Annotated in this window: 18 protein-coding genes; 10 read left to right on the top strand and 8 right to left on the bottom strand. The window is 63.8% G+C overall.

Annotation, left to right across the window (positions count from 1 at the left end; all coding sequences use genetic code 11):
* Nucleotides 1-92: 92 nt before the first annotated feature.
* Nucleotides 93-386, top strand: a complete 294-nt coding sequence (locus tag FHW58_RS19245; RefSeq protein ID WP_179674789.1) for a GIY-YIG nuclease family protein — start codon at nucleotides 93-95, stop codon at nucleotides 384-386.
* A gap of 36 nt (nucleotides 387-422) precedes the next feature.
* Here FHW58_RS19245 and FHW58_RS19250 read toward each other — a convergent pair whose 3' ends face one another.
* The 5 genes from FHW58_RS19250 to FHW58_RS19270 all read right to left on the bottom strand — a co-directional run bounded on the left by FHW58_RS19250 (nucleotide 423) and on the right by FHW58_RS19270 (nucleotide 5,164).
* Nucleotides 423-1,550, bottom strand: a complete 1,128-nt coding sequence (locus FHW58_RS19250; protein WP_179674790.1) for an acyl-CoA dehydrogenase family protein — start codon at nucleotides 1,548-1,550, stop codon at nucleotides 423-425.
* An 86-nt stretch (nucleotides 1,551-1,636) separates the two neighbouring features.
* Nucleotides 1,637-2,311, bottom strand: coding sequence for an SDR family oxidoreductase (locus tag FHW58_RS19255; RefSeq protein WP_179674791.1), 675 nt, complete (start codon nucleotides 2,309-2,311; stop codon nucleotides 1,637-1,639).
* The gene (locus FHW58_RS19260; RefSeq protein ID WP_179674792.1) at nucleotides 2,312-3,511 is read right to left on the bottom strand and encodes an acetyl-CoA C-acyltransferase; all 1,200 of its coding nucleotides are present in this window, start codon (nucleotides 3,509-3,511) and stop codon (nucleotides 2,312-2,314) included.
* A 12-nt stretch (nucleotides 3,512-3,523) separates the two neighbouring features.
* Complete coding sequence (locus FHW58_RS19265) at nucleotides 3,524-4,708, bottom strand: isovaleryl-CoA dehydrogenase (RefSeq protein WP_179674793.1); 1,185 nt, start codon at nucleotides 4,706-4,708, stop codon at nucleotides 3,524-3,526.
* A 66-nt stretch (nucleotides 4,709-4,774) separates the two neighbouring features.
* Complete coding sequence (locus FHW58_RS19270; protein ID WP_179674794.1) at nucleotides 4,775-5,164, bottom strand: MerR family DNA-binding transcriptional regulator; 390 nt, start codon at nucleotides 5,162-5,164, stop codon at nucleotides 4,775-4,777.
* Between the two features lie 307 nt (nucleotides 5,165-5,471).
* On the opposite strand from FHW58_RS19270, the gene FHW58_RS19275 reads away from it, so the two are divergent.
* Both FHW58_RS19275 and FHW58_RS19280 read left to right on the top strand, forming a co-directional pair.
* Nucleotides 5,472-5,879, top strand: a complete 408-nt coding sequence (locus FHW58_RS19275) for a hypothetical protein (protein ID WP_179674795.1) — start codon at nucleotides 5,472-5,474, stop codon at nucleotides 5,877-5,879.
* A gap of 218 nt (nucleotides 5,880-6,097) precedes the next feature.
* Nucleotides 6,098-6,268, top strand: a complete 171-nt coding sequence (locus tag FHW58_RS19280; protein WP_179674796.1) for a hypothetical protein — start codon at nucleotides 6,098-6,100, stop codon at nucleotides 6,266-6,268.
* Here the strand turns inward: FHW58_RS19280 and FHW58_RS19285 are convergent.
* Nucleotides 6,265-6,873: a UbiX family flavin prenyltransferase gene (locus FHW58_RS19285; protein ID WP_179674797.1), complete on the bottom strand. Its 609-nt coding sequence runs from the start codon at nucleotides 6,871-6,873 to the stop codon at nucleotides 6,265-6,267. The two genes, FHW58_RS19280 and FHW58_RS19285, sit on opposite strands and share 4 nt — an antisense overlap.
* Complete coding sequence (grxD, locus tag FHW58_RS19290) at nucleotides 6,866-7,177, bottom strand: Grx4 family monothiol glutaredoxin (protein ID WP_179674798.1); 312 nt, start codon at nucleotides 7,175-7,177, stop codon at nucleotides 6,866-6,868. Before grxD ends, FHW58_RS19285 begins: the two co-directional genes overlap by 8 nt.
* 127 nt (nucleotides 7,178-7,304) lie before the next feature.
* Here grxD and FHW58_RS19295 point away from each other — a divergent pair, with 127 nt between their 5' ends.
* Both FHW58_RS19295 and FHW58_RS19300 read left to right on the top strand, forming a co-directional pair.
* A complete protein-coding gene (locus FHW58_RS19295) occupies nucleotides 7,305-7,628 on the top strand; it encodes a PadR family transcriptional regulator (protein WP_373996706.1) in 324 nt (107 codons plus the stop codon).
* Nucleotides 7,629-7,640: 12 nt separating this feature from the next.
* Nucleotides 7,641-8,168 (top strand): DUF2812 domain-containing protein, encoded by a 528-nt coding sequence (locus tag FHW58_RS19300; RefSeq protein WP_179674800.1) that lies wholly within the window; start codon nucleotides 7,641-7,643, stop codon nucleotides 8,166-8,168.
* Between the two features lie 22 nt (nucleotides 8,169-8,190).
* On the opposite strand, the gene FHW58_RS19305 is transcribed toward FHW58_RS19300, so the two are convergent.
* Nucleotides 8,191-10,539 carry a Tex family protein gene (locus FHW58_RS19305; protein WP_179674801.1) on the bottom strand — a complete coding sequence of 783 codons (2,349 nt, stop codon included), beginning with the start codon at nucleotides 10,537-10,539 and terminating at the stop codon, nucleotides 8,191-8,193.
* A 153-nt stretch (nucleotides 10,540-10,692) separates the two neighbouring features.
* On the opposite strand from FHW58_RS19305, the gene FHW58_RS19310 reads away from it, so the two are divergent.
* The 5 genes from FHW58_RS19310 to FHW58_RS19330 all read left to right on the top strand — a co-directional run bounded on the left by FHW58_RS19310 (nucleotide 10,693) and on the right by FHW58_RS19330 (nucleotide 21,489).
* Entirely contained in the window at nucleotides 10,693-13,821 is a 3,129-nt protein-coding gene (locus FHW58_RS19310; RefSeq protein ID WP_179674802.1) for a DEAD/DEAH box helicase, read from the top strand.
* A gap of 4 nt (nucleotides 13,822-13,825) precedes the next feature.
* On the top strand, nucleotides 13,826-14,962 hold the full coding sequence (locus tag FHW58_RS19315; protein WP_179674803.1) for a PAS domain-containing sensor histidine kinase: 1,137 nt from the start codon (nucleotides 13,826-13,828) through the stop codon (nucleotides 14,960-14,962).
* A 54-nt stretch (nucleotides 14,963-15,016) separates the two neighbouring features.
* Complete coding sequence (locus FHW58_RS19320; protein WP_179674804.1) at nucleotides 15,017-15,697, top strand: response regulator transcription factor; 681 nt, start codon at nucleotides 15,017-15,019, stop codon at nucleotides 15,695-15,697.
* 146 nt (nucleotides 15,698-15,843) lie between these two features.
* Entirely contained in the window at nucleotides 15,844-16,548 is a 705-nt protein-coding gene (locus FHW58_RS19325) for a transposase (protein ID WP_179674805.1), read from the top strand.
* A 216-nt stretch (nucleotides 16,549-16,764) separates the two neighbouring features.
* On the top strand, nucleotides 16,765-21,489 hold the full coding sequence (locus FHW58_RS19330; protein ID WP_179674806.1) for a glutamate synthase-related protein: 4,725 nt from the start codon (nucleotides 16,765-16,767) through the stop codon (nucleotides 21,487-21,489).
* Nucleotides 21,490-21,580 lie beyond the last annotated feature (91 nt).

Genomic DNA, 21,580 nt, shown 5'->3' on the forward strand with positions numbered 1-21,580 from the left:
GAAAGCCGGAATCCATAGAACGTTTAAGACAAGTCAAAGCCGACCAGACCCAGTAGCGCAACCATTTTTCATCCAACCACAGGATGAGAAAAATGGACAAGACCAGCTACGTCTACATCATGGCCAGCGCAAGGTACGGAACCCTGTACATCGGCGTCACCTCAAACTTGATTCAACGAGCGTGGCAACATCGCGAAGGATTGGTCGATGGATTCACCAAACAGTACAACGTAAAGCGTCTGGTCTGGTTTGAGCAGCACACGGACATCTACGCCGCCATCACCCGGGAAAAGCAGATCAAGGAGTGGCGGCGGGATTGGAAGATTGAGTTGATACAGAAGACAAATCCCTTGTGGCGGGATTTGTTCTCCGATATCTGTGCTTGATGCGTTCTATGGGTACCGGCTTTCGCCGGTACGACGTTAGAGGGCGCGGGCGATGAGGATTTTCTGGATGTCGCTGGTGCCCTCGTAGATCTGGCACACGCGGGCGTCGCGGTAGATGCGTTCCACCGGGAAGTCGCTGACGTAGCCGTAGCCGCCATGGATCTGGATGGCGTCCGAACACACTTTCTCCGCCATCTCGGAGGCGAACAGCTTGGCCATGGCGGCTTCCTTCAGGCAGGGCAGGCCGGCGTCCTTCATCGCGGCGGCGTGCAGGATCAGCTGGCGCGCGGCTTCGATCTGCATCGCCATCTCGGCCAGTTTGAATTGCACCGACTGGTGTTCGAAAATCGGCTGGCCGAAGCTTTCGCGTTCGCGCGCGTACTGCAGCGCCGCTTCGTACGCGGCGCGCGCCATGCCCACCGATTGCGAGGCGATGCCGATGCGGCCGCCCTCCAGCCCGGACAGGGCGATCTTGTAGCCTTGCCCCGCTTCGCCAATCAGGTTGGCGGCCGGCACGCGGCAGTTGTCAAACACGATTTGCGCGGTGTCGGACGAGTGCTGCCCCATCTTCTGCTCGATGCCGGCGACGATGTAGCCGGGTGTCGATGTCGGCACCCAGAAGGCGCTGATGCCTTTCTTGCCGGCGCTCTTGTCGGTGACGGCCATGACGATCGCCACGTCGGCGTGCTTGCCGCTGGTGATGAACTGTTTGACGCCGTTCAGCACATAGTGGTCGCCCTCGCGCGTGGCGGTGGTGCGCAGCGCGGCGGCGTCGCTGCCGGTGTGCGGTTCGGTGAGGCAGAAGGCGCCGAGCATGTCGCCCTGGGCCAGGGGACGCAGCCATTGTTCTTGTTGCTGCGCGTTGGCGTACATCATGCCGATGCTGCACACCGGGCAGTTGTTGACGGAGATGATGGTGGAGGTGCCGCCGTCGCCGGCGGCGATTTCTTCCAGCACCAGGGCCAGCGAGACGTAGTCCATGCCGGCGCCGCCCAGTGCTTCGGGGACGGCGACGCCGAAGGCGCCCAGCGCGGCCAGTTCCTTCAGTTCTTCCTTGGGGAAGTGGTGTTCCTTGTCCCAGCGGGCGGCATTGGGGGCGAGGCGTTCCTGCGCGAAGGTGCGCAGCGCGTCGCGGATCATTTGGTGTTCCTGGCTGAGTATCATGACGTGTCTCTTGTTTTATTGTTGGACCCCAAACCGTCGTGGGGTCTGACCCCGTACGGGGTCAGACCCCGCCTGGCCGTGCGGGTTTACCAGCCGATTTCCGCGCCGTTGTAGTCGCGGTAGACGGCGACTTCGGAGGCCGCCAACCCGCTGAGCGTGGCGCGGATGCCGGCCGCGCTTTGTTCCACCGTGATGTCGGCGCCGGCACCGCCCATGTCGGTCTGCACCCAGCCCGGATGCAGGGCGACACAGGTGGCGCCTTGTTTGCCGTACACCAGCGCGGTGTCGATCAGCACCGAGTTCAAGGCGGCCTTGCTGGCGCGGTACAGCGATCCCTGCGGCGAATTGCGCTCGCTCAGGGAGCCCATGCGCGAGGACAGCACCGCCAGCTTGCCATTGCCGCGCGATGCGCACACCAGCGGCGCCACAATCGGCAGCAGTCGCATCGCCGCCAGCACGTTGGTGTGCATGACCGCGTCAAAGTCGGCCTGCGAAGGGAAGCCGTCGTGATGCGGGCCGTACACGCCCGCGTTGAGGATGGCGACGTCCAGTTCCTCGCCATCCAGCTTCCAGCCGATGCCGGCCACCGCTTCGACGCTGGTCACATCCAGCTTGTGCGGCTCGGCGCCCAGCGCCGCCAGCGCGTCGCAGTCTTCCTGCTTGCGCGCGGTGGCGATCACGCGCCAGCCGTCGCGCCGGTATTGCTTCACCAGTTCCAGGCCGATGCCGCGCGAGGCGCCGATGATCAACGCGGTCGCCATTTACAGCAGCTCCACGGCCATCGCGGTCGCTTCGCCGCCGCCGATGCACAGCGCCGCCACGCCCTTCTTGCCGCCGGTGCGTTTCAAGGCGCCCAGCAGCGTGACGATGATGCGCGCGCCCGAGGCGCCGATCGGGTGGCCCAGCGCGCAGGCGCCGCCGTGGATGTTGACCTTGTCGTGCGGGATGTCGAGGTCGCGCATGGCGGCCATCGGCACGGCGGCGAAGGCTTCGTTGATCTCGAACAGGTCGACGTCCCTGGTGCTCCAGCCGGTTTTCTTGTACAGCTTTTCGATGGCGCCGATCGGCGCGGTGGTGAACCAGTCCGGTTCCTGCGCAAAGGTGGCGTGGCCGTGGACGCGGGCGATGGGCGCCAGGCCCAGTTCCCTGGCCTTCGATTCGCGCATCATCACCAGCGCGGCGGCGCCGTCGTTGATCGACGACGACGAGGCGGCGGTGATGGTGCCGTCTTTTTTGAAGGCGGCGCGCAGCGTCGGGATTTTTTCAACCTTGGCTTTCAGCGGGCCCTCGTCTTGGTCGATGACGGTGTCGCCGGCGCGCGAGCTGACGGTGACCGGCGCGATCTCCCACTTGAACCAGCCTTCGCTGGTGGCGGTCTGCGCGCGCTTGACCGAGGCGATGGCGAAGTTGTCCTGCGCCTCGCGGGTGAATTGGTACTTGGCCGAGCACTCTTCGGCGAAGGTGCCCATCGAGCGGCCCTCGCCGGTTTTCTCGTTGCGCGAGTAGGCGTCTTCCAGGCCGTCGTACATCATGTGGTCGAACAGCATGCCGTGGCCGATGCGGTAGCCGCCGCGCGCCTTCGGCACCAGGTAGGGGGCGTTGGTCATCGACTCCATGCCGCCGGCGATGACGATGTCGGCGCTGCCGGCCACCAGCTGGTCGTGGGCGAAGATCGCGGCCTGCATGGCCGAGCCGCACATCTTGGACAGCGTGACGGCGCCGGTGGACGTCGGCAGCCCGGCCTTGAGCAGGGCCTGGCGCGCCGGCGCCTGACCCTGGCCGGCCATCAGGCAGTTGCCGAAGTAGACGTGTTCCACCAGCTTGGCGTCGATGCCGGCGCGCTCCACGGCGGCCTGGATGGCGACGGCGCCCAGGTCGTGCGCGGCCTTGCCGGAGAAATCGCCCTGGAATGCGCCCATGGGGGTGCGCGCCGCGCCAACGATGACGATAGGATCATTCATGTTCACTCTCCATTAACGGGTTTCCGCGAACAGCTCGCGGCCGATCAGCATGCGGCGGATTTCGCTGGTGCCGGCGCCGATTTCGTACAGTTTGGCGTCGCGCCACAGGCGTCCCACCGGGTATTCGTTGATGTAGCCGTTGCCGCCCAGCGTCTGGATCGCCTCGCCGGCCATCCAGGTCGCCTTCTCGGCGCTGTACAGGATGGCGCCGGCGGCGTCCTTGCGCAGGTTGCGCACCTGTTCCGGCGTCACCGCGCGGTCGCAGGCCTGGCCCACCGCGTACACATAGGCCTTGGAGGCCATCATGGTCGAGTACATGTCGGCGATTTTGCCCTGCATTAGCTGGAACTCGCCGATGGCCTGGCCGAACTGCTTGCGGTCGTGGATGTAGGGCACCACCACGTCCATGCAGGCTTGCATGATGCCCAGCGGACCGCCGGACAGCACGGTGCGCTCGAAGTCGAGGCCGGACATCAGCACGTTGACGCCCTTGCCCAGGCCGCCCAGCACGTTCTCGGCCGGCACCTCGCAGTCCTCGAACACCAGCTCGCCGGTATGCGAGCCGCGCATGCCCAGCTTGTCCAGCTTCTGCGCGATCGAGAAGCCCTTGAAACCTTTTTCGATCAGGAAGGCGGTCATGCCCTTCGGCCCGGCCTCCAGGTCGTTCTTGGCGTACACCACCAGCACGTCGGCGTCGGGGCCGTTGGTGATCCACATCTTGGTGCCGTTCAGTACCCAGCGGTCGCCCTTGAAGTCGGCGCGCAGCTTCATGCTGACCACGTCGGAGCCGGCGTTCGGCTCGGACATCGCCAGCGCGCCAATGTATTCGCCGGAAATCAGCTTGGGCAGGTATTTGCGTTTTTGCTCCTCGGTGCCGTTGCGCTTGATCTGGTTGACGCACAGGTTGGAGTGAGCGCCATACGACAGGCCGACCGAGGCCGAGGCGCGCGAGATTTCCTCCATCGCCACGATGTGGGCCAGGTAGCCCATGTTGGCGCCGCCGTACTCTTCCGGCACGGTGATGCCCAGCACGCCCAGTTCGCCCAGCTTGCGCCACAGGTCCATCGGGAACTGGTCGCTGCGATCGATCTCGGCCGCGCGCGGGGCGATCTCGGCGGCGGCGAATTGCTGCACGGCCTCGCGCAGCGCGGCGATATCCTCGCCATGGTCAAAGGTCAGGCCTGGGAGATGGAGCATGTCTTCCTCTATTCTGTTTTGGGACTGGAGCGGCCATGATACGCCGATGTGACGTTAACGTAAACGTCAAGCGACGGTGTGCGTTTCCAGCAAGCGTTTGCATTCGTCCTCGTGGGCCTGGATCTCGGCCAGCGACATTTCGATGTCCTCGCGCTGCTGTTCCAGCGTTTCGCGGTGTTGCGCCAGCACGGCCAGGAAGCGGTGCATCTGCGCCACCGAATCCTTGGGCGTTTCGTACATGTCGACCAGGCTCTTGATTTCGGCCAGCGACAGGCCGAGGCGCTTGCCGCGCAAAGTCAGCTTGAGGCGGGTGCGGTCGCGCGGCGTGTAGACGCGGTTGCGGCCGCCGGCGCCCTCGCGCGACGGGCTCAGCAGGCCCTGGTCTTCGTAAAAGCGGATGGCGCGGGCGGTGATGTCGAACTCGCGCGCCAGTTCGGTGATGGTGTAGGTGGACATAGGGATGTGAGGTGATTGCCGTTTACGTCAACGTCAAGCCATTGTAGCGCGAAAACACCGTTAGAACCCAGACTCCATGCGACAACGTGACCCCGGAGATGCGGAATGGTATCGTGCGACGTGAAAGGCGGCGCGGCAGGCATGATACCCATCCCGCACTTCCTGGCCGAATAATATTTGCTCCGCAATTCCCCTGGCGTTGGTCCCGGCAGAGGATGGAATGTTAATTATAAAATCCGGAAAAGTCACACTTGCGGCAAGCGCCGTAGAGACTGACTTTCATGACGCAACATGAAATAGTGCCATTATGAATTCCTCTAATGAACGCGAAAGCTTTAGCCAGCGACTCCAACAGGCTCTCAAGAACGCCCATTATTCGCCCGACAGCCCAACCCGGCTGGCGCGCGAGTTCAATATTCGGTTCGACGGCCGGCCGATAACGGTCCATGCTGCCCGTAAATGGCTGGTTGGCGAGGCGATTCCGACGCAGGAGAAGCTGCGCATGATCGCCCAGTGGCTGGGCGTGCCGGCCGAGTGGCTGCGCTTTGGCGGCCCGGAAGAAGGCGCGCCGAACGGCGACAACAATGGCAGCCTGACGCGTTTCGAGTCGGCCGACGTCAAGCTGATCGCCGATTTGCAGCGTCTGGACGAGCATCATCGCCAGATTGCGCGAGAATTTATCCGTATGCTGGTGCGTGTCAACTACCAAAAGTAATAAAGATTACGTAGTACTACGCAGGGAGGCCCAAGCGGGTGCCGGTGCCGCCTGCCTGATAAGATGAAACCAGTTTCATGATTGACCGGTTTTTGTTCGGGTCAGGGCGGCATTGTTTTTATTTTCGCCACGTTTGCGAATTGTCATGGATCCGACACGGATTTAGGGCACAATAGGCCAGTACCTTTATTTTGGGGAGTCATGCTTTGAGCCGTCTTATGAAAAGCAACTACAGCAATGTGGCCCAGTTGAAAGATCTGATGACCGCCCCGCCGATGACAGCCGAACAGCATGCTGAAGTGATGCGCAAGCGCATCGCGCACCGCCGCATGGTGGAAGAGGCGCGCGAACTCAAGCGCGCCAGCAGTTCCTACTACGACAAGCGCTAAATTTCCGGGGCGTCGCCAGCGGCCTGGCCTTTGAGGCCGGCCCAGCGGGGCGCCAGCGCGTTCTCAATGCCGAGCAGATCGATGACGCGGGCCACCGTGTGGTCGACCATGTCCGCAATGCTTTGCGGGTTGTGATAAAAGCTCGGCAGTGGCGGGAAGATGATGCCGCCCATTTCCGTGACCGCCGTCATATTGCGCAGGTGCGCCAGGTTGAACGGCGTTTCCCGCACCATCAGCACCAGCCGGCGGCGCTCCTTCAGCACCACGTCGGCCGCGCGCGCGATCAGGTTGTCGGACAGGCCATGGGCGACCGACGCCAAAGTTTTCATCGAGCAGGGAGCGATGACCATGCCGTCGGTCTGGAACGAGCCGCTGGCGATGGCGGCGCCGACGTCGCGCACCTTGTGCACCACGTGGGCCAGGGATTCGACCTCGCGCCGCTGCAGCCCGGTTTCCTGGTGCAGCGTGAGGACGGCAGATTCCGAGACCACGACATGGGTCTCGATGCCGGCGATAGGTTGCAAATGCTGCAGCAGACGCACGCCATACACGGCGCCGGTGGCGCCGGTGATGGCGATGACAATCCGCCGCGGGCGATCAGCCATTCAGCAGGGCTTTCAGTTCGCCCGACTCAAACATCTCGTTCATGATGTCCGAACCGCCGATGAATTCGCCCTTGATGTACAGCTGCGGAATGGTCGGCCAGTTCGAATAGTCCTTGATGCCCTGGCGCACTTCCGGATCTTCCAGCACGTTGACGGTGGCAATGTTCTCGACGCCGCAGGCTTTCAGGATCTGGATGGCGCGGCCGGAGAAGCCGCATTGCGGGAACTGGGCGGTGCCCTTCATGAACAGCACCACCGGGGTGTTGGTCACGGTTTCTTTGATCCAGGTTTGTACGTCGCTCATAGCTGCCTCGGTGAAGTGAAATATCAGATGCGACATTTTATAAGAAATGTGCCGCCGGCGTATTGACCGCCGAAAAAATCCGTGTAGTATGCCTATATCGAGACTCGATATAGCGAAAGGCGATACAGTGACCGAAATCCATTACGGCAAATACCTGCCGCTGTCGGAGGCGACCTTTTACGTGATGCTGGCGCTGACCCGGCCCATGCACGGCTACGCCATCATGCAGACCGTGGAAACCATGAGCGAGGGCCAGGTCACGCTGGGGCCGGGCACCTTGTACGGGGTGTTCGGCACGCTGGAAAAACAGGCGCTGATCGTCAAGGTGGCGGAAGAGGAACGGCGCAAGGTCTACGCGCTGACAGAGCTGGGCAAGGCGGTGCTGGCGGAGCAGGTGCGCCGGCTGGAAATCATGTTGGGCAATGCGCGCGCGCTGAAGCACGCATCTTAAAGAGGAGCGGTGATGAGCAAGCTGGTACGGAAATTCAAGCTGTGGTTCGTGTGGCAGGACGAGGAACATCAGCAGTGGTTGCAGCAGATGGCGGCGCAGGGACTGCACCTGCGCGGCACCAACACCTGTTGCATCCACACCTTCGAGCGCGGCGAACCGGCCGACATGGTCTATCGCTGGGACGTGCGCTACCTTGGCCCCAGCCAGGAATACAAGCAACTGTTCCGCGACGCCGGCTGGGAGCTGGTGACTTCCACCGTGGGCTGGCATTGCTGGCGCAAGCCGCGCGCGGCCGGCGCCAACACCGAGATTTTCACCCAGCGCGCCGACAACGCCGCCAAGTACCTGCGCGTGATCCGCCTGCTGGCGCTGGTGGTCTCGGCCGAGGCGCTGGCGTATTGGCTGATCCGCTGGCTGGCCCCGGGCGAGCACGCATTTGCCGAAGGCATGACCTGGGGCGCGTTCACCGGCACCGCCGTGGTGGGACTGTATGCGCTGGCCAGGCTGTCGCGCCGCATAAAGGACGTCCAGGGCGCCTGAGGCGGCGCCCCGGCGCGCCGTCTTAGCCGCGCAGCTTGGCGAAGGCGGCGGCCATGCTGCCGCCCAGCGCCGGCTCGCGCGCGGTCTGTTTCTGCTGCTGGCCCATGGCGCGGCGGTCGTTGCGGTCGCCGCGCTGTTGCGGCTGCGAACCGGCCTGCGGCGCGCTGTCGGACAGGCGCATGGTCAGGGCGATGCGCTTGCGCTTCTCGTCCACCTCCAGCACCTTGACCTTGACCACCTGGCCGGCCTTCACCACCGTGTGCGGATCCTTGACGAAGGTGTTGGACAGCGCCGAGATGTGCACCAGGCCATCCTGGTGCACGCCGATGTCGACGAAGGCGCCGAACGCGGCCACGTTGGTCACCACGCCTTCCAGGATCATGTCCGGACGCAGGTCCTTGATGTCCTCCACGCCTTCCTTGAAGGTGGCGGTGGTGAATTCCGGCCGCGGGTCGCGGCCCGGCTTTTCCAGTTCCTTCAAAATGTCGGTCACGGTCGGCACGCCGAATTTGTCGTCGGCGTACTTGGCCGGCTGCAGGCGCTTGATCAGCGCGCTGTCGCCGATCACGCCCTTGATGTCTTTCTGGATGTCGGCCAGGATTTTTTCCACCACCGGGTACGATTCCGGGTGCACCGCCGAGGCGTCCAGCGGATTCTCGCCGCCGATCACGCGCAGGAAGCCGGCCGCCTGTTCAAAGGTCTTGTCGCCCAGGCGCGGCACCGATTTCAGCCCGGCGCGCGAGGTGAACGCGCCCTTGGCGTCGCGGTAGGACACGATCGCCTGCGCCACCGAGGCCGACAGGCCCGACACGCGCGCCAGCAGCGGCGCCGAGGCGGTGTTGACGTCGACGCCCACCGCGTTCACGCAATCCTCGACCACCGCGTCCAGCGTGCGGGCCAGCTGGGTCTGCGACACGTCGTGCTGGTACTGGCCGACGCCGATCGATTTCGGATCGATCTTGACCAGTTCGGCCAGCGGGTCCTGCAGGCGGCGGGCGATCGACACCGCGCCGCGCAGCGACACATCCATGTCCGGCAGCTCCTTGGACGCGTATTCGGACGCCGAATACACCGATGCCCCTGCTTCCGACACAACAATCTTGTTCATTTTTTGCTCAGGGAAGCGTTTGAGCAGGTCCTGCGCCAGCTTGTCGGTTTCGCGCGAGGCGGTGCCGTTGCCGATCGAAATCAGCGACACATTGTGCTTCATGGCCAGCTTGCCCAGCGTGTGCAGCGACCCTTCCCAGTCGTTTTTCGGCTGGTGCGGATAAATCACGGCGGTGTCGACCACCTTGCCGGTGGCGTCCACCACCGCCACCTTGACGCCGGTGCGCAGGCCCGGGTCCAGGCCCATGGTGGCGCGTTGGCCGGCCGGCGCCGCCAGCAGCAGGGCTTTCAGGTTGGTAGCGAAGACGGTGATGGCGTCCAGCTCGGATTTTTCGCGCAGTGCGCCCATCAGTTCGGTTTCCAGGTGCATGAAGCTTTTCACGCGCCAGGTCCAGCGGACCGTGTCGGCCAGCCATTTGTCGGCCGGGCGGCCGCCGTGCTTGATGCCGAAACGGGCGGCGATGCGGCTTTCGCACGGGTTGTGCGGCGCGTCCCACTTGGGTTTTTCCGGCTCGGAGTCGAGGCGCAGCGTGACGTCCAGCACGCCCTCGCGGCGGCCGCGCATCAGGGCCAGCGCGCGGTGCGACGGCACGCTGGACAGGGTTTCCGCGTAATCGAAGTAGTCGGCGAACTTTTCACCTTCTTCTTGCTTACCTTCAATAACCTTGGATTCGACGATGCCATGCTCTTGGACATATTCACGCAGCGACTGAAGCAGGGTAGCATCTTCGGCAAAACGTTCCATCAGGATCTGGCGGGCGCCGTCCAGCGCGGCCTTGGTGTCGGCCACGCCCGGATTGTTGCCGTCGGCGGTGGTGAAGGCTTCGCGCAGGTAGTTGGCGGCTTCCGCCTCCGGGGTCAGGTCCGGGTTGGCCAGCAGGCCGTCGGCCAGCGGCGCCAGGCCGGCTTCGATGGCGATCTGGGCCTTAGTGCGGCGTTTTTGCTTGTACGGAAGATATAAGTCTTCCAGGCGGGTCTTGTCTTCTGCATGCATGACAGCATCTAACAGCTCTGGTGTCATCTTGTTTTGCTCGGTGATCGAGGCGACGATGCTGGCGCGGCGCTCTTCCAGCTCGCGCAGGTAGCGCAGGCGCTCTTCGAGCAGGCGCAGCTGGGTGTCGTCGAGGCCGCCGGTCACTTCCTTGCGGTAACGCGCGATGAAGGGCACGGTGGCGCCTTCGTCCAGCAGGGCGATGGCGGCGGCAACCTGGACCGGCTTGGCCGACAGTTCCAGGGCGAGACGTTGTTCGATGGAAGGCAACATGGTGATGATTCCTAGACTAACAAGCCCGGAATAATACAGTGAACGTGGGCAAGCCCACAGGTTTTATAAGATTTACGTAAACACGAACGCTTCAATGGCGGATAATATTGCCTGTTGCCGTTTTTGAACCATCTTTGAACAACAATGCGACCTATGGATTTTACCCGCGACGACGCCCCTGCCGCCCCTGCTGCTCCAGCACCGGCCCCCACGCGCCCTGCGCCGCCCGCGAATCAATTGTCGTACGCCGTGGCCACCTGGCTGCAGCGTGTGGATGCGGCAGCCCACCCCAAGGCCAAGCTGACGCCGCCGCCGGTCGATAACGACCCCAAGCAAACGCAATACAAACTGATTTACGTGCTGGCGCCGACCAGCGGCGGCCGCCACGTGGCGCTGTGCCTGTACAAGGCGCGCCTGCGGCCGAACGGCGACGTGGCCGCCGCCAGCCCGGTCAGCGAGGTGTTCTCGCTGCTGTCGACGCCGCCGACCTTCCTGACGCCGGCCGACGAAGACCTGATCCGCTTCTTCGTGGCCATGCGCAGCGGCCAGAATTCCCAGACCGGCTCGGCCACCGAGCCGCGCGGCAAGATCGGCGCAGCGCTGCTGCAGATGCTGGCCGAGCAAGATAAATTACTGTGGGCAAATTCGTGGTCGGACGTCGGCAACGGCCTGGTCTATCCATTGAAGGGCGGCGTGCTGCGCGAGGCCAACCTGGCCTGGCGCGAGGAAGGCAAGGGTTTGCGCCTTGGCTGGCAGGTGGCGCCGCCGCCGGGCGCCAAGCACGTCGGCGCCGACCAGGTCGACTACATGCTGCCGACCGATCCGCCGTGGTACATCGACAACCTGTCGTGCGGCGTGCTGCAACTGAACCAGGGCGGCGCGCAGATTCCGCTGGCCGACCTGCAGGCGCTGGTGGCGCAGGCGCCGCTGCTGACCAATAACGACAAGATGCGCGTGTCGCAACTGCTGCTGGCGCACGGCCTGCAAGGCCTGATGCCGCTGCCGCAGCCGCTGCCGCAGCGCATGCGCGACGACGTCAAGCCGCGCCCGGTGCTGACGCTGGACGCCGCCATGCTGGCCGACGGCTCGCTGCAGCGCTGGCACGATTTCGCCGTGCTGTCCTACGATTACGACGGCGAGCGCGTGTCGTTCGACCCGTCGCAGCGCGTGGTCCGCCAAAAGGGCGAGGTCACCGAAATCATCCAGCGCGACGAGGCCGCCGAGGCCGAGGCGCTGGCGCTGCTGAGCGAACGCCACTTCGTTGCGCCGACCACGCTGCCGCTGAGCAGCGTCAAGGGCGGCCTGTTGCTGCCGTCGCAAGCCGAGTGGATACGCTTCGCCCGCGATGGCATTGCCGCGCTGAAGGAAGCCGGCTGGAAGATCGAGAAAACCGTCAAATACCGCTACGACACGGTGGAAGTCGGCGACTGGTACGCCGACGTGGTGGAGGACGAGGCCGACGGCGGCCGCGCCTGGTTCGACCTGGAACTGGGCATCATGGTCAACCAGGAGCGCGTGCCGCTGCTGCCGGTGCTGGTCCAGCTGATCCGCAACGCACCCAACGATTTCAATCCGAAAGTCATCGCCCAGCACAGCGAGGAAGACCAGATGCTGGCCACGCTGGCCGACGGCACCCGCGTGGCCCTGCCATGGGGCCGCGTGCGCCCGATCCTGAACACGCTGGGCGAGCTGTATTTCAGCGACAAGATCAAGACCTCGGTCCACATGGCCACGCTGGACGCCGCCCGCCTCGACGAGCTGGCCCGCAACGTCGACATGGAATGGACCGGCGGCGAGGAGCTGCGCGAAATGGGCGCCCGCCTGAACCAGTTCGGTTCGGTCAAGCGCGTCGCCACGCCGGCCGGCCTGCAGGCCACGCTGCGCGACTACCAGACCGACGGCCTGTCGTGGATGCAGTTCCTGCGTGAATACGGCTTCGCCGGCATCCTGGCCGACGACATGGGCCTGGGCAAAACCGTGCAGACCCTGGCCCACATCCTGGTGGAGAAGGAAGCCGGCCGCCTGACCGCGCCAGCGCTGGTCATCGCCCCCACCAGCCTGATGGGCAACTGGCAGGAAGAGGCGGCGCGCTTCGCGCCCGGCCTGAAGGTGCTGCTGCTGCAAGGCAAAGACCGCATGGGCCAGTTTGACCAGATCGACGAGGCCGACCTGGTGCTGACCACCTACGCGCTGCTGCCGCGCGACGAGGAAAAACTGCGCGAGCACGATTTCCACCTGGTCATCCTGGACGAATCGCACTACATCAAGAACACCCGCTCCAAGGCGGCCCAGAGCGCCGGGCTGCTGCGCGCGCGTCACCGCCTGTGCCTGTCCGGCACGCCGCTGGAAAACCACCTGGGCGAGCTGTGGTCGCAATTCCACTTCCTGCTGCCCGGCCTGCTGGGCGACGAGAAGGGTTTCAACACCGTGTTCCGCCACCCGATCGAGCGCCAGGACGACCCGCTGCGCCGCGCGCTGCTGAACCGCCGCATCAAGCCTTTCCTGCTGCGCCGGACCAAGGACAGCGTGGCCAAGGAACTGCCGCCGAAGACCGAAATGGTGCGCAAGGTGGAACTGACCGGCGCCCAGCGCGACCTGTACGAAACCGTGCGCCTGGCCATGGACCAGAAAGTGCGCGAGGAAATCGACCGCAAGGGCGTGGCGCGCAGCCAGATCGTGATCCTGGAAGCGCTGCTCAAGCTGCGCCAGGTGTGCTGCGACCCGCGCCTGGTCAAGTCGACCACCAAGAAGCAGCAGGCCGCCGGCTCGGCCAAGCTGGCCGACCTGATGCAGATGATCGAGGACTTGCTGGAAGAGAAGCGCAAGATCCTGGTGTTCTCGCAATTCACCAGCATGCTGGAGCTGATCGAGGAAGAACTGGAGGCGCGCGACATCCCGTACGCGCTGCTGACCGGCGACACCAAGGACCGCAGCGCGCAAGTGGCGGCCTTCCAGCAGGGCGCGGTGCCGATCTTCCTGATTTCGCTGAAGGCCGGCGGTGTCGGCCTCAACCTGACGGCGGCCGACACGGTGATCCATTATGATCCGTGGTGGAACCCGGCGGCGGAAAACCAGGCCACCGACCGCGCCTGGCGTATCGGTCAGGACAAGCCGGTGTTTGTCTACAAGCTGATCGCCAAGGGCACGCTGGAAGAGAAAATCCAGATCCTGCAGCAGAAGAAGTCGGATCTGGCGCAATCCATCCTGGCCGAGGGCGAATCGCAGAAGATGGCCCTGACCCAGGAAGACCTGCAACAAATCTTCGCACCCTTAGTGGAGTAACACCATGACGCAGACGATAGCGGAACTCCAGGCTGCCCTCCAACAATCGCAAGCCAACGAGGCCCGCTACCGGCTGCTGCTGGACCACAGCAGCGAGATCAGCTGGATGGCCGACTGCGCCACCCTGCGGCTGACCTGGCTGAGCCCGGCCGCCGAACGCCAGTTCGGCTACACGCTGGACACCGCGCAAACGCTGGCCCATGGCCTGCTGCAAGACTTGCCGGCGCGGCTGGCGCGCTACGCCAATGGCGACCTGAGCCGCCGTCGCCTGCTGCGCGAAACTGAGCTGTCTGACGCGGCTGGTCGCGCGGTGCCGGTCGAAATCGAATCCACGCTGATGCTGGATGCCAACGGCGTGCCGGCCACGGTGGTCGGCGTGGTGCGCGACCTCAGCGCCCGGCGCGAGCTGGCCGCGCAGCAGAAAAAGTTTGCCTCCATGCTGTCGCACGAATTCCGCACGCCGTTGTCGACCATCGATGGCGCCGTGCAGCGGCTGGAAATGACCGGCGCCCACCACGACGAGGGCACCCGCAAGCGCTACCGCAAGATCCAGACCGCGGTCGACCGCATGCTGGCGATGCTGGACGAATATTTGTCGCCGGAACGCATGGCCAGCATCGGCCGTGAGCGTCAGCCGAACGAGGTCAATCCGGCCAACTTGCTGCAAGCGGCGGCCGAGCAGGCGCGCAAGCGTCGCGCCAATGTCACAGTCCAGACCGATAGTTTGCCGCAATGGATGCGTTGCGACCCTGCCGGCATGCGTTTATGCCTCGAAATGCTGCTGGATAATGCAATTAAGTACACAGAAGATAATATTCCGATAGAATTAACGGGAAGAATTGCAGCGGAAGGTGGCGTCGAGTTCCTGGTGCGCGATCACGGCGCCGGGATACCGGAGGCGGAATTGCCCAAGGTATTCGACAAGGCTTTCCGGGGTAGCAATGCCGCCAGTGTGGCGGGATCGGGCCTGGGCCTGTATATGGCGCGTTCCATTGTTGATGTGCACGGCGGTACTGTTACTGCGAGAAATGTTTCTGAAAGCGGCACGGAATTTCGGATTTGGTTGCCGGTGGCGGCCAATGCCGGGAAAAACCTTGCGCGGGCTGGTGCCAGCAGTGATAATTCCCTAGACGCAAGCTGATTGTCCCAAGTTGTGGGCACAATTTGCTCAACAATTGAACGAAGTGGCGCATCAATGACGCAAATACTGATCGTGGAAGACAATCTGGACTATGCCGAGGAAATGGCGGAGTTCCTGACTGAGCTTGAACACGAAGTGCACATCACCAACAACGCCAGCGACATGTGGTCGGCCTTGAGCCAAGGCAATGTCGGCGTGGTCGTGCTGGATCTGGGCCTGCCGGACGAGGATGGCTTCAACGTCATTCCGCGCATGCGGCAGCTGTATCCGCAGATCGGGCTGCTGGTGCTGACCGGCCGCGTGGCGTTCGATAATCGTATTCTTGGCTTGCGCCTGGGCGCGGACCACTATCTCACCAAGCCTATCAAATTCCCGGAATTGGCGGCGCACATTGAGGCGCTGGACCGGCGGGTCGGTCCGCAGGAGACCCTTCCGCTGCCAAGCAAGTGGACGCTGAAGGTGAGCGCTCGCCAACTGGAGTTGCAGGGGATGGCGATTACGCTGACGGAGAAGGAGTGCAATTTCCTGCATTTGCTGACGATTAATACGCGGCCGGTGCCGCGCCAGGTGATCGTGGCCGGGATCGGCGGCGATGATCCGGATGCGGGGCGGCGGGTGGATATGCTGGTGTACCGCTTGCGCAAGAAGGCGCGCACGGGGTTGGGCCAGGATCTGCCGCTGCGCAGCGCGTATGGCGAGGGGTATAGCCTGTCCGCCAGTTTCAACCTGTCCTGAAAAACGCCAACCCGCACTACGTGAGAGGGGTCTGACCCCGTACGGGGTCAGACCCCGCGGCCGGCCGCCTTGCGGGGTGCTAATGGGGACAGAGTCGTATCAAAGGGGTAGAATCGGGTTTCCGTTCACCCCTTTTTGTTCCTCGTATGGCCCGCCTGCCCCGTTTAATCGTCCCCAACCAGCCCCACCACGTCATTCAGACCGGCGCCAACAACCAGGACGTGTTCCTCGACACCGCCGACTACCAGGCCTTCCTCGGCTGGCTGCGCTCCGCCGCCAAAACCTACAAAGTCGCCATCCACGCCTACTGCCTGATGCCCAACCACCTGCATCTGCTGGTCACGCCAGCCGATGAAACCGGCCTAGGCCAGATGATGCAGTGGGTCGGCCGCTATTACGTCCCCTATTTCAATCAAAAGTATTCCCGTAGTGGAACTTTGTGGAACGGACGCTACAAAACCTCGCTGATCGACGCGGATGTTTACTTCATGTTGTGCAGCCGTTACATCGAATTCAACCCGGTTCGCAACGGCATGGTGGCCCGCGCCGAGGATTATCCGTGGTCCAGTTACTGCCACCACGCCGGCATCCGCCCGGACGGATTGATTACCGACCACGCCAAGGTTTGGGAATTGGGCAACACCCCATTCCAGCGCGAAGCGGCCTATAGCGCAATGTCCGAGCCGCCTTTGACGGCGGACGAAATCACTTTAATCAACAAATCCTTGCTGAAGGGCTGGCCACTGGGCTCGCAGCAGTTCCAGACTACCCTGCAGCACAAGATGAAACGCCAGGTATTGCCGGCAAAACGCGGCCGGCCTTTCAAAATAAAGCCTGTTGATACCCCCTGACCGTCATTCCGGCGCAGGCCGTAATCCGTGGAGCCCCGGACCACATAGTCAGCATGGATTCCGGCGTTCGCCGGAATGACGTGGCTCTGTCCCCAATTAAAAAAATCAGCTTCTCGCGGAATTTTAATTCGACTCCGACCCTAATTGTTATGCTTGAGGTTTACGCTGCGTTGCACTAACCTTGTTTTTCAAGCCAATCAGTTTTGGAGTTTAGCCATGGAAGCACAAGGTCTGTACGATCCGTCCAACGAACACGACGCCTGCGGCGTTGGTTTCGTCGCCCACATCAAGGGCAATAAAAGTCATTCGATTGTGGAACAGGGTCTGCTGATCTTGAAGAATCTGGACCACCGCGGTGCGGTGGGCGCGGATCCGCTGATGGGCGACGGCGCCGGTATCCTGATCCAGATCCCGGACCAGTACTACCGCGACGAAATGGCCAAACAGGGCGTGGAACTGCCACCGCCCGGCGAATACGGCGTCGGCATGGTCTTCCTGCCGAAGGAAAACGCCTCGCGCATCGCCTGCGAACAGGAAATCGAGCGCGCCGTCCGCGCCGAGGGCCAGGTGGTGCTGGGCTGGCGCAATGTGCCGGTCGATACCGACATGCCAATGTCGCCGACCGTGCGCGCCAAGGAGCCGGTGATCCGCCAGATCTTCATCGGCCGCGGCGCCGACATCATGGTCACCGACGCGCTGGAGCGCAAGCTATACGTGATCCGCAAATCGTCCGGCCACGCCATCCAGGCGTTGAAACTGATCCACGGCAAAGAATTCTTCGTGGCCTCGATGTCGGCCCGCACCATCGTCTACAAGGGCCTGCTGCTGGCCGACCAGGTGGGCGTCTACTATAAAGACCTGCAGGACGCGCGCTGCATCTCGGCGCTGGCGCTGGTGCACCAGCGTTTCTCGACCAACACCTTCCCGGAATGGCCGCTGGCCCACCCGTACCGCCTGATCGCCCACAACGGCGAGATCAACACCGTCAAGGGCAACTTCAACTGGATGCGCGCCCGCGAAGGCGTGATGAAGTCGGCCGTGCTGGGCGACGACCTGCACAAGCTGTTCCCCCTGATCTACGAGGGCCAGTCGGATACCGCCTGCTTCGACAACGCGCTGGAACTGCTGCTGATGGCGGGCTACCCGCTGGCCCAGGCGATGATGATGATGATTCCGGAAGCCTGGGAAAATCACGGCACGATGGACGACAATCGCCGCGCGTTCTACGAATATCACGCCGCCATGATGGAACCATGGGACGGCCCGGCGGCCATGGCCTTCACCGACGGCCGCTACATCGGCGGCACGCTGGACCGTAATGGCCTGCGTCCGGCCCGCTACATCGTCACCGACGACGACCTGGTGGTGATGGCCTCGGAATCCGGCGTGCTGCCGATTCCCGAGTCGAAAATCATCCAGAAATGGCGCCTGCAGCCAGGCAAGATGTTCCTGATCGACCTCGAAGCCGGCCGCATCGTCGACGACAAGGAGCTGAAGGACACCTACGCCAACGCCAAGCCGTACAAGGCGTGGATCAACGCCGTGCGCATCAAGCTCAACGAGATCAAGCTGAGCGAAAGCCAGCTGGCGCACAACCGCGCCAAGGACAAGCAGGCGCCGGGCGAGAAAGCCGTGCCGTCGCTGCTGGACCGCCAGCAAGCCTTCGGCTACACCCAGGAAGACCTGAAATTCCTGATGGCGCCGATGGCGGCCGCCGGCGAGGAAGCGGTCGGCTCGATGGGCAACGATTCGCCGCTGGCGGTGATGTCCAACAAGCTGAAGCCGCTGTATTCCTACTTCAAGCAGCTGTTCGCCCAGGTGACCAACCCGCCGATCGACCCGATCCGCGAGGCGATGGTGATGTCGCTGGTGTCGTTCATCGGCCCGAAACCGAACCTGCTGGACACCAACAACGTCAACCCGCCGATGCGCCTGGAGGTGTCGCAGCCAGTGCTGGGCTTCGACGACATGGAGCGCCTGCGCAACATCAGCCTGCATACCGGCGGCAAGTTCAAGTCGTACGAGCTGGGCATCTGCTACCCGCTGGCCTGGGGCAAGGAAGGCGTGGAAGCCTGCCTGGCCTCGCTGTGCGCGGAAGCGGTGGACGCGGTCAAGTCCGGCCACAACATTCTGATCGTGTCCGACCGTTCGATCGGCCCGGAGCGCGTGGCGATTCCCGCGCTGCTGGCCACCTCGACCATCCACCAGCACCTGGTCAGCAAGGGCCTGCGCGCCTCGACCGGCCTGGTGGTGGAAACCGGCTCGGCCCGCGAAACCCACCACTTCGCGCTGCTGGCCGGCTACGGCGCGGAAGCCATCCACCCTTACCTGGCGATGGAAACCCTGGCCGAAATGGCACAAGGCATGCCGGGCGACATGTCGGCCGACAAGGCCATCTACAACTTCACCAAGGCGGTCGGCAAGGGCCTGATGAAGGTGATGTCCAAGATGGGCATCTCGACCTATATGTCGTACTGCGGCGCGCAGATCTTTGAGGCGGTGGGCCTGAACAAGTCGCTGGTGGACAAGTACTTCAAGGGCACCTCGTCCAAGGTGGAGGGCATTGGCGTGTTCGAGGTGGCGGAAGAGGCGCTGCGCCTGCACAACCTGGCCTTCGGCAACGATCCGGTGCTGGCCAACCACCTCGACGCCGGCGGCGAATACGCCTTCCGCGTGCGCGGCGAGGATCACTTGTGGACGCCGGACGCGATCGCCAAGCTGCAGCACTCGACCCGCGCCAACAACTACAGCAGCTATAAAGAGTATGCCCAGATCATCAACGACCAGAGCAAGCGCCACCTGACGCTGCGCGGCCTGTTCGAGTTCAAGATCGATCCGAGCAAGGCGATTCCGCTGGACGAGGTCGAGCCGGCCAAGGAAATCGTCAAGCGCTTCGCCACCGGCGCCATGTCGATGGGCTCGATTTCGACCGAGGCCCACGCCACGCTGGCCGTGGCCATGAACCGCATCGGTGGCAAGTCCAACACCGGCGAGGGCGGCGAGGACCCGTCGCGCTACACCATGGAACTGAAGGGCATCAAGATCAAGCAGGGCGAAACCATGGGCTCGATCATGGGCAAGGAGCAGATGGTGGTCGACATTCCGTTGCAGGATGGCGACTCGCTGCGCTCGCGCATCAAGCAGGTGGCGTCCGGCCGTTTCGGCGTGACCGCTGCTTACCTGAACTCGGCCGACCAGATCCAGATCAAGATGGCGCAGGGCGCCAAGCCGGGCGAAGGCGGCCAGCTGCCGGGCCACAAGGTGTCGGAATACATCGCCACGCTGCGCTTCTCGGTGCCGGGCGTGGGCCTGATCTCGCCGCCGCCGCACCACGATATTTACTCGATTGAAGACCTGGCGCAGCTGATCCACGACCTGAAGAACGCCAATCCGCGCGCCTCGATCTCGGTCAAGCTGGTGTCGGAAGTGGGCATCGGCACCGTGGCGGCCGGCGTCACCAAGGCCAAGGCCGACCACGTGGTGGTGGCTGGCCATGACGGCGGCACCGGCGCCTCGCCGCTGTCGTCGGTCAAGCACGCCGGCACGCCGTGGGAGCTGGGCCTGGCGGAAACGCAACAGACGCTGGTGCTGAACGGCCTGCGCAGCCGTATCCGCGTCCAGGCCGACGGCCAGATGCGCACCGGCCGCGACGTCGTCATCGCCGCGCTGCTGGGCGCCGACGAAATCGGCTTCGCCACCGCGCCGCTGGTGGTGGAGGGCTGCATCATGATGCGCAAGTGCCACCTGAACACCTGCCCGGTGGGCGTGGCCACCCAGGATCCGGTGCTGCGCGCCAAGTTCTCGGGCAAGCCGGAGTACGTGGTCAACTACTTCTTCTTCGTGGCCGAAGAGGCGCGCCAGATCATGGCGCAGCTGGGCATCCGCACTTATGACGAGCTGATCGGCCGCGTCGATCTGCTGGACAAGTCGAAGGCGATCTCGCACTGGAAGGCGCAGGGCCTGGACTTCAGCAACATCTTCTACGCGCCGGCAGTGCCGAACGGCGACGCCATCTACCACACCATGGAGCAGGATCATGGCCTGGACAAGGCGCTCGACCACAAGCTGATCGCGCAGGCCAAGGCGGCGCTGGAGAAGGGCGAGCGCGTGTCGTTCATCTCGCCGGTGCGCAACGTCAACCGCACCGTTGGCACCATGCTGTCGGGCGAGGTGGCCAAGCGTTACGGCCACGCCGGACTGCCGGACGACACCATCCACATCCAGCTGCAGGGCACGGCCGGGCAGTCGGCCTGCGCCTTCCTGGCGCACGGCATCACCATCGACCTGGTCGGTGAGGGCAACGACTATGTGGGCAAGGGCCTGTCGGGCGGCCGCATCATCGTGCGTCCGAACACCGAGTTCCGCGGCTGGGCGGTGAACAACATCATCATCGGCAACACCGTGCTGTACGGCGCGATTGCCGGCGAGGCGTTCTTCAACGGCGTGGCCGGCGAGCGTTTCGCCGTCCGCAACTCGGGCGCCACCGCCATCGTCGAGGGCACCGGCGACCACGGTTGCGAGTACATGACCGGCGGCACGGTGGTGGTGCTGGGCCACACCGGCCGCAACTTCGCGGCCGGCATGTCGGGCGGTATTGCTTATGTCTACGATCCGGATGGCGACTTCGCGTCGCGCTGCAACACCGCCATGGTGTCGCTGGAGCGCGTGCTGAGCGCCAAGGAGCAGTCGGTGGACAGCGCTAGTTTCCACGTGCAGCACAAGGAGCATGGCCGCGAGGCGGACGAGGTGATCCTGAAGCGCCTGATCGAGCGTCACTTCAAGCACACCGGCAGCACGCGCGCCCGCCTGTTGCTGGATAACTGGGCGGACAGCCGCGCCAAGTTCGTCAAGGTCTTCCCGAGCGAGTACAAGCGCGCGCTGGCCGAGATGGCCGAGGACGTGGCGAACGAAGCCGCCGTGGTGCAACCCGTTGCCGCTTAATTAACCGCACGTCGTCCCGGCGCAGGCCGGGACCCATGGAACGTCTGATCTGGGTCAGCATGGGTTCCGGCCTGCGCCGGAACGACGGGTT

Source organism: Duganella sp. 1224, from assembly GCF_013408245.1.
Lineage (GTDB): Bacteria > Pseudomonadota > Gammaproteobacteria > Burkholderiales > Burkholderiaceae_D > Rugamonas.